Here is a 13,387-nt window from a genome sequence, read left to right as displayed (position 1 = left end):
GCGGGGGCTCAGCAACTGCCGTACACGGCCCCGCGGGGGCTCAGTAACAGCCGTAAGTGGGGCGCCCCGCCCGCTCGTAGGTGTTGTGTTGATGGCGACGCCCGTGCACGTGCTGGAGCCGTGTTGATGGCGACGCCCGTGCACGTGGTGGAGCCGTGTTGATGGCGACGCCCGTGCACGTGGTGGAGCCGCCGGCATGCCGGAACGCGGTGGGTAGGGCGCCCTCGGCGAGGAGCGGGCGGCCCGCCCGCGACTCATCCCTCGTTCGTCGAGAACAGTCCTCCCGTCGGGCCCTGCTTGTCGCCGCCCTGGGCCTTGCGCAGGGCGTTGGCGAGGCTCTCGATGGTGAGGGACTGCAGGATGACGCGGCCGTCGCCCTCCAGGGTGGCGAGCGAGAGGCCCTCGCCGCCGAAGACCGCGTTCATCAGTCCCTGTCTGTTGAGGCCGCCGACGCGCTGGACGCCGTACCGGATGCCCTCCTCGAAGGCCACGACACAGCCCGTGTCGACCTCGACGCGGCCGCCGAAGTCGGCCGGGTTCAGGTCGATGAAGTTGCCCGCGCCCGCGATGATCACCGTGCCGCGGCCGGTGAACTTCTCCAGGACGAAGCCCTCGCCGCCGCTGCGGCCGGTGCGGCCGCCCTGGAAGGCGATCCCGAAGTCGACGGTCGACTCGGCCGCCACGAAGGCGTCCTTCTCCGCGAACCACGCGCGCGTGCCGTCGAGTTCCAGGGCGCGCATCTCGCCGGGCAGCACGCCCGCGAAGGCGACGGTGCCCTCGCCCTGTGCCGCGGTGAAGTACTGGAACGCCAGGGACTCGCCCGCGAGTGCGCGCTGGCCGGCCTGCATCGCCGTGCCCATGGCCTGACGCAGCAGGCCGCCCATGCCGGCGCCCTGGGGCTGGCCACCGGTCCCGCCGCCCGAGGGTCCGGAGAGCCGGGTCTCCATGGCCACGTTCGTGGTCTTGAAGAGGAACTTTCCGGCCTCGCAGTACACCGTGGTGCCGGGTTGCAGGGTGACGATCGCCATCTGCATGGCGTTGCCGACGATCTCTTGCTGAAGGGTCACACCGAGAGAACGACAGAAGCGGACAAAAGGGTTCCGGTGGGCTTGATCTCGATGTCCGTTCGCCGCCGGCACCGGGGCGCCGCGGGGGCTGGGATGGAGCCATGACTTCGACGACTTCTCGGACCACGTCCCTTTCGCGGGGACCCATGAACGGCAAGGTCGCCCTGGTGACCGGCGGCAGCCGCGGCATCGGCGCGGCGACGGCACTCCGGCTCGCCCGGGAGGGCGCGGATGTGGCCCTCACCTACGTGCAGGACAAGGAGGCTGCGGAGGAGGTCGTGCGGCAGGTGACGGCTCTGGGCCGGCGCGGGATCGCCCTGCGTGCGGACTCGGCCGACGCGGTGGAGGCCGCGGAGGCGGTGGGCCGCGCGGTGGACGCCCTCGGCCGGCTCGACGTCCTGGTCAACAACGTGGGCGTGGGCGTGCTGGGGCCGCTCGAGTCACTGTCCCTCGCCGACGTGGACCGGGTGCTCGCCGTGAACGTGCGCGGTGTCTTCCTCGCCTCGCAGGCGGCCGCCGCCCGGATGGAGCGCGGCGGCCGGATCGTCACCATCGGCACCTGCATGACCCAGCGGGTGCCCGGGCCCGGCGGCACCCTCTACGCCGCCGGCAAGTCGGCCCTCATCGGCCTGACGAAGGCGCTCGCGCGGGAACTGGGTGAGCGCGGCATCACCGCGAACATCGTCCACCCCGGGCCGGTGGACACCGACATGAATCCGGCCGACGGGCCGTACGCGGCGGCCCAGGCGGCGATGACCGCGCTCGGGCGGTACGGCACGGCCGCGGAGGTGGCCTCCATGGTCGCCTATCTCGCCGGGGGCGAGGCCGCGTACGTCACGGGTGCGGAGTTCGCCGTGGACGGCGGTCACGCGGCGTAGGGCGCCCGCCGTCCCGACCCTGGGGCTTCCGCCCCAGACCCCGCTCCTCAAACGCCGGAGGGGCTGAACTTGCCCCGGCAAGGGGGTCTGGGGGCGGAGCCCCCAGGTACGGGACGGGCAGGGGCGGAGGGGGCGAGAACCCCCTCGCCTCGTCACCCACCCAGCTCCTGGTGGCGCGCCGCCAGGCGAGCCGAACCCTCACCCGTCAGCGAACCGAACAGCCGCAGCCGCGAGATCCCGCCGTCGGGAAAGATGTCCACGCGCGCGTGGGTGCCGACGGCCACCGTGGCGAGGACGAACCGGTGGTTGGTGTCGGGCTGGAGCCGGGTGCGCGGAAGGATCTCCGTCCAGTCACCGTCCTCCCCGTCCTTGACGGAGACGGACGCCCAGCCCGCCGAGTTGCCCTTGAGGTACGCCGTGTCGATCTCGACGGCACGGATCTCGGCCTGCGCGACCAGCTGGTAGCGGATCCAGTCGTTGCCCTGGTCGCGCCGGCGCCGGGTCTCCCAGCCGTCGTCCATCTTGCGCGAGCGCCCCGGCTGGATGGTGTTGGTGGCGGGCGAGTAGAAGAGGTTCGACGCGTCCTCGACCTGGCCGCCGTACTCCAGGGCGGCCACGTCGAAGGTGCCGAGCACGGACAGCCACTCGGGGTCGGGGACGACCTCGCCGTGCACGCGCAGCCGGGCGATGCCGCCGTCGGGGTGCTGGTTGACGCGCAGATGTGTGAAGCGCTGTTCGACGGAGACGGCGAAGCCGTTGGCCGCGTGGCCGCCAACCGCCGTACGCGGTACGAGAGTTGTCCACTTCACGTCGTCGCCGAGGAGCTCCTCGGGCGACGGGGAGCCCGGCACCGACGCGCCCTCGACCGACACCGCCTGCGGGTAGTTGCCGCGGAAGTGGGCCGTGTCGACGACGATGCCGCGTACTACGCCGGGGGCGCCGAGGCGTACCAGGGCCCAGTCGTGGTCCTCGGCGGTCGGCCACGGATGCCCGGCCGAGGCGCCGCGCCGGCGGCGGGTCTCCCAGCCGTCCATGATCTTGCCCTTGTGACCGAAGTGCTCGGGGTCGAACTCGGCGGGCTCGGGCACGAGGAGGTTCTCGCGCTGGGCGAAGAACTCGTCGTTGGCGGCGATCACACCGGCGCCGAGCTGCCGGTCGGCGAGGTTGGCGTGGTGCGTGAACGGGAAGTCCGCGGTGCGGTAGTCGGCGTACGGGTCTCCGCCGCCGTAGGGGCTCGCGTCTCCGGTGAAGTGAGGTGTCGCCGTCACGGTGATCAGTTCTTCCTTTCGGGACTTTCGGGTGTCGGCCGTCGCGGGTGCGGACGCGGGCACGGGATCTACCGCCTGCGGGCGAGGAGTTGCCCGGAGGGCTCACCGAACTCGCCGTCGGACACGATGCGTTCACCGCGCAGCCAGGTGGACTTGACGACGCCGCTGAGGGTCCGGCCCGCGTAGGCCGTGACCCGGTTGCGGTGCTGGAGCGCGGCGGGGTCGACGGTGAAGGTCTCGTCGGGCGCGAGGACCGCGAAGTCGGCGTCGCGGCCGGCCTCGATGGCGCCCTTGCGGTCGTCCAGGCCGACCAGCCGCGCCGTGTGCGTCGACATCCAGCGCACCACGTCCTCCAGGCCGTAGCCGCGCGCCCGGGCCGCGGTCCAGACCGCGGACAGGCTGAGCTGGAGGCCGGAGATACCGCCCCACGCGGTGGCGAAGTCGTCCGTCTTGAGGTCGGCGGTGGAGGGCGAGTGGTCGGTGACGATGCAGTCGATGGTGCCGTCGGCCAGGGCCTGCCACAGCAGATCCTGGTTGGCCGCCTCACGGATGGGCGGGCAGCACTTGAACTCGCTGGCGCCGTCCGGGACTTCCTCGGCGGTGAGGGTGAGGTAGTGCGGACACGTCTCCACCGTGAGCCGGACGCCCTCGGCCTTGGCCGCGGCGATCAGCGGCAGCGCGTCGCTCGACGACAGATGCAGCACGTGCACGCGCGCGTTGAGGCGTTTCGCCTGCGCGATGAGGTTCGCGACGGCGGTGTCCTCGGCGTCCCGCGGACGGGAGGCGAGGAAGTCGGCGTACTTCCGGCCGCCCTTCTGGGGAGCGGCGGCGAGGTGGTGCGGGTCCTCGGCGTGCACGATGAGCAGGCCGCCGAAGCCGGCGATCTCGGCCAGCGACTGGGCGAGTTGCTCCTGGTCCAGCTCGGGGAACTCCTCGACGCCGGACGGCGAGAGGAACGCCTTGAAGCCGAAGACGCCCGCGTCGTGCAGCGGCCGCAGGTGCTTGACGTTGTCGGGCAGGGCGCCGCCCCAGAAGCCGACGTCGATGTGCGCCTTGGGGCGGGCGACGTCCTTCTTGGTACGGAGGTTGTCGGCCGTGGTGGTCGGCGGGAGGGAGTTGAGCGGCATGTCGATCAGGGTGGTGATGCCACCGGCGGCGGCCGCGCGCGTGGCCGTCCAGAAGCCCTCCCACTCGGTGCGCCCCGGGTCGTTGACGTGAACGTGGGTGTCGACGAGGCCGGGCAGCAGGACGTCGTCCCCGAAGTCCTCCAGACGGGCACCGGCCGGTACCTCGGCATCGTGCGCCAGCACGGCCGTGATCTTCCCCGCGGCGACCGCGACCGAAGCGGCACGCGTCCCCTCGGGAGTGATGACGCGCGTCGAGCGCAGCACCAGTTCGACGTCGGACACCCGGACCCCTCTCATGCCGCTGTTCATTTCCGCCGCTTACTTCCACGTAACGGAATTCAACGTTCTGTTGAAGGAGTCTTCACTCCCGCCTTCGCGCCGTCAAGGGTGCACTTCTCCACTCTGCCTCCACGGCGGCCACTCTGGACGTTTCCACAAAGCGGAAGTAAGATTCCGTAGAGCAGAACGTAGCTACGCACAACCGGGGAGTCGACCGACCGCCGGGTAGGCTGCTGCTCCTCCTGCCCGTCTGAAAGGACAGCGCCGTGCCGACGTCCAGCGACGCCCCCGCACAAGCCGCCGCCAAGTCTTCCGCTCCCAGCGGTGGTGTCCAGTCCCTCGAGCGCGCCTTCGACCTGCTCGAGCGGATGGCCGACGCGGGCGGCGAGGTGGGCCTGAGCGAGCTCTCGGCGAGCAGCGGACTGCCGCTTCCCACCATCCACCGGCTGATGCGCACGCTGGTGGCCTGCGGTTACGTACGCCAGCAGTCCAACCGGCGCTACGCGCTCGGCCCCCGCCTCATCCGGCTCGGCGAGTCCTCGGCACGGCTGCTCGGCACCTGGGCCCGCCCGTATCTCGCGCGACTGGTCGAGGAGACCGGCGAGACCGCGAACATGGCGCTGCTCGACGGGGACGAGATCGTCTACGTCGCCCAGGTGCCGTCGAAGCACTCGATGCGGATGTTCACCGAGGTCGGCCGCCGGGTGCTGCCGCACTCCACGGGCGTGGGCAAGGCGCTGCTCGCGCACACCCCGGCGGACGAGGTGCGCGCGCTGCTGTCCCGTACCGGCATGCCCGCCGCCACGGAGAAGACGATCACCACGCCGGACGGCTTCCTGGACGCGCTCGAAGAGGTGCGCCGGGCCGGCTACGCGGTCGACGACAACGAGCAGGAGATAGGAGTCCGCTGCCTCGCGGTCTCCGTGCCGGACTCCCCCACCGCCGCCGCGATCTCGATCTCGGGCCCCGCAGGCCGGGTCACCGAGGCGGCCACGGACAAGATCGTCCCGATCCTGCAGCAGGTGGCCGCGGAGCTGTCGCAAGCCCTGGCGACGTCGAGCCCGACCGCGTAGGCACCGCTGTCACCGGCCCGCGGCGGTAGCGAGCCGCGCGCCCGGGCGGCAGTTCCCGATACGCAGCCGGCACCGGGCACCGGGCACCGGGCACCGGGCACCGGGCACCGGACGAGTATCTCGGGCTCATCCGCTACGGGTGACCGCTCACCGCCGCGGAGGCTCCCCGAACAGCTCCACCGCCGTGCGCACCTCCGCGAGGCTCACCGCCAGGGCGCTGACCGAGCCGATGGCGCCGGCGATCAGGAGCAGCGAGCGGCGCAGCCGCGGGATCTCGGGGATACCGCTGACAGCCATCGCGGCGAGCGCGGCGAGTTCGTCCTCGGCGATGACGCGATCGGGGAACTCGGCCGGGAGCGCGGCGAGTTGACGGCGCAGCCGGGAGACGGCGGACCGCAGTCCCGCCACTCTCGGGTCCTCTTCGATGCCGGTCACTGGCCTCTGCCCCAAGCTCCGCAACGCAGCTCTCCCCCCTCGCACACCGTTGTGCGACGTCCCGCATCCCTCGGCCCAACTCGCCCCGAGGCATTGGTCGGGCACCGGGGGACGCGGGTCAGTAAACGCCACCCGACGCGGTGCACGCCACTCCGCGGACCGAAATTCAGCCCCGGAACAGCACGCGTCCGGGGCGGGTTCCGCGGCACGCCCGCGCGGGGTCGGGTATGCAGGGGTCATGACGGAGAACGAAGAGCAGGTCGCCGGGCTGTTGCTGGCGGCCGGGGGCGGCCGGCGCCTCGGGGGGCGGCCCAAGGCACTGCTTTCCCACCGGGGCCGCCCCTTGGTCGAATACGCGGTCGACGTCCTGCGTTCGGGTGGCTGCACCCGCGTCCATGTGGTGCTCGGCGCCGAGGCCGCCGCCGTACGAGAGCGGGCGGTACTGCCCGGCTGCGTGCTCGTGGACAACCCGGAGTGGGAGACCGGCATGGGCGGCTCGCTGCGGGCCGGTCTGGCCTCGCTGGCGGGCACGGGGGCGCGGGCCGCGCTGGTCTCCCTCGTGGACCAGCCCGGCATCGGGCCCGAGGCGGTGGCGCGGGTCCTCGCCGCCTACGAGTCCGCGGCGTCGCTGGCTTCGGCGGCGTACGACGGAGTGCGCGGCCATCCCGTGCTGTTCGGGGCCGACCACTGGGCCGGCATCACCGCGACCGCGACCGGCGACCGCGGGGCCCGCGCGTATCTGAAGGCCCACGCGGACGCGATCACGCTGGTCGAGTGCGGGGACGTGGCGCAGGCGTACGACATCGACACCGAGGGCGATCTGATCCACCTTGAGTGAAGGGGGTGGCACCGAGCGCCACCTTCTGTCGATTCAGAGAATCTCGACATCAACAAACCATTGAACTTCCACTATGAGGAAACTAGTATCCACTGCTCAGAAGCGCCTGACCGTTCCGAGGGCGCCGTCAGCCGTACCTGGGGCCCCTGGCACCCAGTGCCGCGGCGTACCCGCCCGTCACGTGGTTCGCTCAAGAGGTTCGTGAGAAGACGTAACCCGTGAGAAGTCGTAAGTCGCTCGTACGTAGCTCGCTGAAGGAAGTGACAGCTCATGTCCGCACCAGCGCCGTCCCCGCTGGCCATCGTCGACGCCGAGCCCCTGCCCCGGCAGGAAGAGGTCCTCACGGACGCGGCCCTCGCCTTCGTGGCCGAGCTGCACCGGCTGTTCACGCCCCGGCGTGACGAGCTCCTCGCCCGCCGAGCGGAGCGCCGCGCCGAGATCGCCCGCACCTCCACGCTCGACTTCCTCCCGGAGACGGCCGCCATCCGCGCGGACGACTCCTGGAAGGTGGCCCCCTCCCCGGCGGCGCTGAACGACCGCCGCGTCGAGATCACCGGTCCCACCGACCGCAAGATGACCATCAACGCGCTCAACTCCGGCGCCAAGGTCTGGCTCGCGGACTTCGAGGACGCCTCCGCGCCCACCTGGGAGAACGTGGTCCTCGGCCAGGTCAACCTGGCCGACGCGTACACCGGGAACATCGACTTCACGGACGAGCGCACCGGCAAGTCGTACGCGCTCAAGGCGGCCGATGAACTCGCGACCGTCGTCATGCGGCCCCGCGGCTGGCACCTGAACGAACGCCACCTCGTCGACGCCGACGGCACTCCCGTGCCCGGTGCGCTCGTCGACTTCGGCCTGTACTTCTTCCACAACGCGCAGCGGCTGCTGGACCTCGGCAAGGGTCCCTACTTCTACCTGCCGAAGACGGAGTCGCACCTGGAGGCCCGCCTCTGGAACGACGTCTTCGTCTTCGCCCAGGGCTACGTCGGCATCCCGCAGGGCACCGTCCGTGCGACCGTCCTGATCGAGACGATCACGGCGGCGTACGAGATGGAGGAGATCCTCTACGAGCTCCGCGATCACGCCTCCGGGCTGAACGCCGGGCGCTGGGACTACCTGTTCTCCATCGTCAAGAACTTCCGTGACGGCGGCGCCAAGTTCGTCCTGCCGGACCGCAACGCGGTGACGATGACCGCCCCGTTCATGCGCGCCTACACCGAACTCCTCGTCCGCACCTGCCACAAGCGCGGTGCGCACGCGATCGGCGGCATGGCCGCGTTCATCCCCTCGCGACGCGACGAGGAGGTCAACAAGGTCGCCTTCGAGAAGGTCAAGGCCGACAAGGACCGCGAGGCGAACGACGGCTTCGACGGCTCGTGGGTGGCCCACCCGGACCTCGTCCCGATCGCGATGGCCTCGTTCGACGCCGTGCTCGGCGACCGGCCCAACCAGAAGGAGCGCCTGCGGGAGGACGTGTCCGTGGCGGCCGGCGACCTGATCGCCGTCGACTCGCTCGACGCCAGTCCGACCTACGACGGTCTGGTCAACGCCGTCCAGGTCGGCATCCGCTACATCGAGGCCTGGCTGCGCGGGATGGGCGCGGTCGCCATCTTCAACCTCATGGAGGACGCGGCCACCGCCGAGATCTCCCGGTCGCAGATCTGGCAGTGGATCAACGCGGGCGTCGTCTTCGAGAACGGCGAGACCGCGACGCCCGAGCTGGCGCGCAAGATCGCCGCCGAGGAACTCGCGAACATCCGCGCCGAGATCGGCGAGGACGCCTTCGCCGCCGGCAACTGGCAGCAGGCGCACGACCTGCTCCTCAAGGTCGCGTTGGACGAGGACTACGCGGACTTCCTCACCCTGCCGGCGTACGAGCAGCTGGCCGGCTGACCCGCTCCGTGACACCCGCGCCCCCGGTACGCACAGCACCGGGGGCGCGGTCGTGTCCACATCTGGGCCACCACCGGTCCGGACCGGCGGGTCACTTCTCCGAGTGGCCGAGGCTCTTCTGCGGCGCCACCCGGTCGCGGACCAGGCGCTTGACGGCCGTCGGCTCCGGGAACCCCTGCTCACGCCGGTCCCAGACCACCTCGTCGTCGACCCGTACGACGAAGACACCGCCCGTGCCGGGCTTGAGCGCCAGCTCGGTCAGCTCGCTCTCGAAGGTGGTGAGGAGTTCCTGGGCGAGCCAGGCGGCGCGGGGCAGCCAGCGGCACTGGGTGCAGTACTCGATCTGGACCCGGTGGACCGCGCCGGTCCCCGGGGGTGTCGTCTCCGTCGTCATCCGAGGTGTACCGACCAATCCTGTTCCGCCGCCGGCTTGCCGTGCAGGTCGGGGACCCGCTTCAGCCAGTCCGGACGGCCCTGCCGGGTGGTGGCCGCGCGCGTGGCGTCCTCGGCGGCGAGCTCCTCGCGGGTGGGGAACCCGGTGGGGAGCCATGCCTCGGAGGCCCGCACGCGGGCGTTGAGATAGCCGACGTAGGCCGCGCGTACCTCGTCGGGAGTGTCGAAGCCGGGCTCGTCCGCCAGCCAGGCGTCCGGCACCGCGGCCGTGACCTCGCGCAGCAGTTCCTCGGTCACCAGCGGTGCGAGCTCGGCGTCCGCCGCCCGCAGGTCAGGCGTGTACCCGCCGAGCGCGTGGCGCCGGAAGTCGTAGGCCTTCTCGGGGGCCGACGCGTCCCAGCGGTGGTGGAAGACGAGCGCGGCGCCGTGGTCGATCAGCCACAGCCGCGGCGGCGCGATGCCGAGCGTGGGCCAGACCATCAGGTTCGAACTGTGCACCGTGCGGTCGACGTTGACCGTGAGGGCGTCCAGCCAGATCACCTTGCCCGCCTCCAGCGGGCCCACGGGGAACGTCCTGGCGATCTCCGGAGTGAAGTCCCTCGCGCCCGGCAGGAAGTCCATACCGAGGTTGAGCCCGGCGCTGGAGTCCAGCAGGTCCCGCACCTCCTGGTGGGGCTCGTGCTCGGCGATCGCCGGGTCGAAGTGCACCAGCACCAGCTCCGGGCACCGCAGTCCGAGGGCCCGCGCCAGTTCACCCACGATCACCTCGGCGACCAGCGCCTTGCGGCCCTGTGCGGAGCCCGTGAACTTCACGACGTACGTCCCCAGGTCGTCGGCCTCGACGACTCCGGGCACGGAGCCGCCCGCCCGCAAGGGGTTCACGTATCGGACGGCAGTCACTTCGCGCAGCACACCGGCCACTGTAATTCAGCCGGCCGTCCGGGTGATCGGCATTATTCGCGGGCCAGCGGGTTGGGCAGCGGCACGTACCGGGCGTCCGCACCGTCCGCACCGGTCCACCGCAGCAGGAGGTTCGTCTTGCCCGGCAGGGTGGGCGCGGCCGGCAGCTCCCCGGCCTCGGGCAGGTCGTGCCGCGCCAGCTCCCGTCGTACGGCGGGCCACGGGTCGTACTCGGGGTGCCGCTCGGCGAGCAGGGCGGCGAACTCGGCGAGGTGGTTGACCAGCAGGCAGTACACCAGCCGCTCCCAGCCGGCCGCCCGGGTCACCTCGGGCACCAGCTTCACGCCCTCCGCGTCCCGGAACAGCGCCTGGACGGGCAGGCCGTCGGCGTCCACGGCGACCAGCGTGTTCTGGACATGTGCCTCCAGTGCGACGCCGTACCGGGCGAAGACCTCCAGGACCGGGGGCACGACCTGCCGCAGGTACGCATCCCACCAGGGGCCGGGGTCGGTGAGCCGGTCGAGCGGGCTGCCCTCGAAGCCCTCCACGAGGGCGGCCGCGAGCAGCGGGGTCGCGTCGGGCAGGACGTGCTCGCGCAGCCCGTCGCGGACGAGGACGGCGAGTTCCTCGAAGGCGAAGTCCGCGGTGCGGTAGCCGCGGTCGCTCAGCCAGCCGGCGGGGCCGCCGAGGGCGGCGAACGCGGAGCTGACGGCCGCGTCCGTACGACGCAGTTTCAGCAGGTCGTGGCGCCACAGGCGGCGGATGTCGTTGGTGATGCGCACATCGAGGCTGAACTTCAGGAAGAGGTCGTGTTCGGGGGCGTACAGCGTGCGGACGGCGGCCGTCGGCCAGACCCGCTGCGGGGTGCGGCCCAGCCGCAGGAGCCGGCCGTCCGCGAGCGCGTCCCGGATCTCCGGATGGCCGGCGACCAGGTCGAACTGCCACGGATGGGCGGGCAGCAGCCGGTAGCCGGCCGGAGCCGCGCCCAGGGCGTCGAGCGCCGTCGTGTCGCCCTCCTCGGCCACCGCGTCCTCGCGCACGGCGAGCAGCTCCAGCGGGAAGTCCGCGTAGGCCTCGGGCGCGTACGGCAGCCAGCCCGCGACCGGTCCGCCGCCGCGCGCCTTGGGAGCCGGGTGGTGCGGGTGCCCGGTGATCAGGGACTGCTCGGAGCGCCGGTGGAGGTCGGCCGGCGGGGTCGCACCGGCGCGGGCGGTGAGCAGAGCGGCCACCACGTCCCGGCTGTCGACCATCTCGGCCGGCAGTTCGGAGTTGGCCTGGCCGGTGAAACGGCGCAGCTCCTCGGCGGTGAGTTCGACCAGCTCGGTATGGGTGAGCGGGTGCCAGGCACCGGCCGCCCGCAGCTCGGGGTGCGCGGGCCGGCGCGAACCGGAGACCCGCAGCAGCCGCCCGCTGGCCCGCAGCCGGTACACGCCCGGACCGTCCGCGGGTTCGCCCACCTCCCGCAGCAGACAATTGAGCAGCGGAGCGGCGGCATACGCGTCGGCCGCCTCCGCGACATCGTCCGACGGGGGCACGGGGTGGCTGGAGTCCACGCGATCCATTCGTTCCATGCGGTGCACTGTGCTCTGGTGATCAGTATGACCGTGCGTCACCAGTATGGCGACGCGCCGGTGGCCCGGACATCCGTCGTCGCGGGCAGCCGCGGCCCCGTCCCCGTACCCAAGGAGCCCGACCGTGCACCGTCCCTCCAGGCCCGAGGCCGCTTTCGCCGTCGAACTCGACGCCGTGCGCCCCGATCTGTCGGCGCCGTACGCGGCGGCGCTGCCCGGCGCCCGGGCCGCCGTCCTGTCCCGGCTGTGGCGTGCGCTGGCCCATGAGCCGCTGCCGTGGGTCGCGCGTCGGGAGTGGGGGCGCGAGGGCCTCACGCTGTGGCTCGCCGACGGCCGCCGGCTGCACGGGCCGCACGCCGACCCGTACGCCACCGCCGCGTACGCGGCCGAGGTCGGGCTCGACGGGCGGCCCTGCGACGACCCGGCCGGGCTGATCACGGCTCTGGGGGTCCCGCACGGTTCCGCGTTCGCCGCCGAACTCGCCAACAGCGTCGCGTCTCTCGCCCTGTCGCGGGCCGGTCAGCCGGCCACGGACCGTGCTCCCGTGACCGGCTGGGAGTGGGAGCAGCGGGTGGTCGACGGGCACCCGTACCACCCCAACTGCCGTGCGCGGCCCGGGTTCTCGGCGGCCGAGCAGCTCGCGTACGGTCCTGAGCACCGGCCCGTGGTGGAGCTCGGCTCGGCGGCCGTGGGCGACTGCCTGATCACGGGCGAGTGGCCGGCCTGGCTGCGGGACGGCGGGCGCGTACTGATCCCGGTCCACCCCTGGCAGGCGGATCACGTGCTCGACACCCCGAGCCACAAGGGGCCCACCGCGCACCCGTTGATGTCCCTGCGCACCCTCGCCCTCCCGGACGGCCCGCACATCAAGACCGCGCTGAGCACCCGGCTCACCTCCTCCGTGCGGGACATCTCGGTCTACTCGATCACGATGTCCGCGACCGTCTCCGCCTTCATGGAGACCATCGCCGCGCGCACGGACGGACTGCTGGACGTCACCCGCACCCTGGGCGCGGTCTCGGCCGGCTCGCCCGACCTGGCCGCGGTGGTGCGCGAGGCACCGGAGCGGTACGCCGGGACCGGGGAGCGGGTCGTCCCGGTGGCCGCCCTCGCGACGACCGAACTCCCGCGCTCCCCCGGCTGGTTGGCCGATTTCGCCCGTCTGGCGCTCGCCGCCGGGCTCCGGCTGCTCGATCTGGGCGTCGCCCTGGAGGCACACGGGCAGAACCTCCTCGTCGTCCTCTCCGCCACGGGCGCCCCGGTCCGGCTCGTCTACCGCGACCTGGCCGACATCCGGGTCAGCCCGGCGCGGCTGGCCCGTCACGGCATCGCGGTGCCGGAGCTGGCCGGACGCATCGTCACCGACGACGTGACCGCACTGCGCCGCAAGCTCTTCGGCTCGCTCGTCGGCGGCGCCCTGGGCGCGACGGCGGGTTCCTCGGCCGGGCTGCGCGAGGCGCTGTCCACCGCCGTACGGGACCTGCCGCGGACCGCCGACCTCGCCGCACTGCTCGAAGAGCCGCTGCCCACCAAGGCGTTGACGCTGATGCGACTTTCTCCCGAAACCCCGGGCGACATCTGGGCACGGCTACCCAATCCGGTCACCTCGCCGGACATCTCCGCCCGTTCGTTTTGAAGCGCGGCACCTTTGATCAATAGGAT

The 13,387-nt window shown here is 72.2% G+C and carries 12 protein-coding genes; 5 read left to right on the top strand and 7 right to left on the bottom strand.

Annotated features, from left to right (window positions below):
- Positions 1-254: 254 nt before the first annotated feature.
- Entirely contained in the window at positions 255-1,067 is an 813-nt protein-coding gene (locus tag ACFWM2_RS00350; RefSeq protein WP_383271383.1) for an AIM24 family protein, read from the bottom strand.
- Positions 1,068-1,213: 146 nt separating this feature from the next.
- Here ACFWM2_RS00350 and ACFWM2_RS00345 point away from each other — a divergent pair, with 146 nt between their 5' ends.
- Positions 1,214-1,945 carry an SDR family oxidoreductase gene (locus ACFWM2_RS00345; protein ID WP_383271381.1) on the top strand — a complete coding sequence of 244 codons (732 nt, stop codon included), beginning with the start codon at positions 1,214-1,216 and terminating at the stop codon, positions 1,943-1,945.
- A gap of 152 nt (positions 1,946-2,097) precedes the next feature.
- Here the strand turns inward: ACFWM2_RS00345 and alc are convergent, their stop codons facing one another.
- A complete protein-coding gene (gene alc / locus ACFWM2_RS00340; RefSeq protein ID WP_383271379.1) occupies positions 2,098-3,213 on the bottom strand; it encodes an allantoicase in 1,116 nt (371 codons plus the stop codon).
- 68 nt (positions 3,214-3,281) lie between these two features.
- Positions 3,282-4,622 (bottom strand): allantoinase AllB, encoded by a 1,341-nt coding sequence (allB, locus tag ACFWM2_RS00335; protein ID WP_383271377.1) that lies wholly within the window; start codon positions 4,620-4,622, stop codon positions 3,282-3,284.
- A gap of 263 nt (positions 4,623-4,885) precedes the next feature.
- On the opposite strand from allB, the gene ACFWM2_RS00330 reads away from it, so the two are divergent.
- The gene (locus ACFWM2_RS00330; RefSeq protein WP_383271375.1) at positions 4,886-5,692 is read left to right on the top strand and encodes an IclR family transcriptional regulator; all 807 of its coding nucleotides are present in this window, start codon (positions 4,886-4,888) and stop codon (positions 5,690-5,692) included.
- Between the two features lie 147 nt (positions 5,693-5,839).
- Here ACFWM2_RS00330 and ACFWM2_RS00325 read toward each other — a convergent pair whose 3' ends face one another.
- Positions 5,840-6,127: a DUF5955 family protein gene (locus ACFWM2_RS00325; RefSeq protein ID WP_383271374.1), complete on the bottom strand. Its 288-nt coding sequence runs from the start codon at positions 6,125-6,127 to the stop codon at positions 5,840-5,842.
- A gap of 238 nt (positions 6,128-6,365) precedes the next feature.
- Here ACFWM2_RS00325 and ACFWM2_RS00320 point away from each other — a divergent pair, with 238 nt between their 5' ends.
- Positions 6,366-6,965: an NTP transferase domain-containing protein gene (locus ACFWM2_RS00320; RefSeq protein ID WP_383271372.1), complete on the top strand. Its 600-nt coding sequence runs from the start codon at positions 6,366-6,368 to the stop codon at positions 6,963-6,965.
- A gap of 270 nt (positions 6,966-7,235) precedes the next feature.
- Positions 7,236-8,861 (top strand): malate synthase A, encoded by a 1,626-nt coding sequence (gene aceB, locus ACFWM2_RS00315; protein ID WP_383271370.1) that lies wholly within the window; start codon positions 7,236-7,238, stop codon positions 8,859-8,861.
- A gap of 91 nt (positions 8,862-8,952) precedes the next feature.
- Here the strand turns inward: aceB and ACFWM2_RS00310 are convergent, their stop codons facing one another.
- Genes ACFWM2_RS00310 through ACFWM2_RS00300 form a run of 3 tightly spaced genes read right to left on the bottom strand, consistent with a single transcriptional unit; the run spans position 8,953 to position 11,716 of the window.
- Entirely contained in the window at positions 8,953-9,255 is a 303-nt protein-coding gene (locus ACFWM2_RS00310) for a SelT/SelW/SelH family protein (RefSeq protein WP_383271368.1), read from the bottom strand.
- Positions 9,252-10,166, bottom strand: coding sequence for a HipA family kinase (locus ACFWM2_RS00305; RefSeq protein WP_383271366.1), 915 nt, complete (start codon positions 10,164-10,166; stop codon positions 9,252-9,254). Before ACFWM2_RS00305 ends, ACFWM2_RS00310 begins: the two co-directional genes overlap by 4 nt.
- 41 nt (positions 10,167-10,207) lie before the next feature.
- On the bottom strand, positions 10,208-11,716 hold the full coding sequence (locus ACFWM2_RS00300; RefSeq protein ID WP_383274015.1) for an IucA/IucC family protein: 1,509 nt from the start codon (positions 11,714-11,716) through the stop codon (positions 10,208-10,210).
- A 133-nt stretch (positions 11,717-11,849) separates the two neighbouring features.
- Here ACFWM2_RS00300 and ACFWM2_RS00295 point away from each other — a divergent pair, with 133 nt between their 5' ends.
- A complete protein-coding gene (locus tag ACFWM2_RS00295) occupies positions 11,850-13,361 on the top strand; it encodes an IucA/IucC family protein (protein ID WP_383271364.1) in 1,512 nt (503 codons plus the stop codon).
- The last annotated feature ends 26 nt before the right edge of the window (positions 13,362-13,387 follow it).

The sequence above is a fragment of the Streptomyces sp. NPDC058371 genome (assembly GCF_042723265.1).
Lineage (GTDB): Bacteria > Actinomycetota > Actinomycetes > Streptomycetales > Streptomycetaceae > Streptomyces.
The sequence above is the reverse complement of the archived record's forward strand: the minus strand, read 5'-3'. Positions and strand labels throughout refer to the sequence as shown.

Bases quoted from the DNA above. Each gene is read 5' to 3' on its own strand.
- ACFWM2_RS00345 (WP_383271381.1), top strand. From the start codon at position 1,214: ATGAACGGCAAGGTCGCCCTGGTGACCGGCGGCAGCCGCGGCATCGGC.
- ACFWM2_RS00320 (WP_383271372.1), top strand. From the start codon at position 6,366: ATGACGGAGAACGAAGAGCAGGTCGCCGGGCTGTTGCTGGCGGCCGGG.
- aceB (WP_383271370.1), top strand. From the start codon at position 7,236: ATGTCCGCACCAGCGCCGTCCCCGCTGGCCATCGTCGACGCCGAGCCC.
- ACFWM2_RS00310 (WP_383271368.1), bottom strand. From the start codon at position 9,255: ATGACGACGGAGACGACACCCCCGGGGACCGGCGCGGTCCACCGGGTC.
- ACFWM2_RS00300 (WP_383274015.1), bottom strand. From the start codon at position 11,716: ATGGATCGCGTGGACTCCAGCCACCCCGTGCCCCCGTCGGACGATGTC.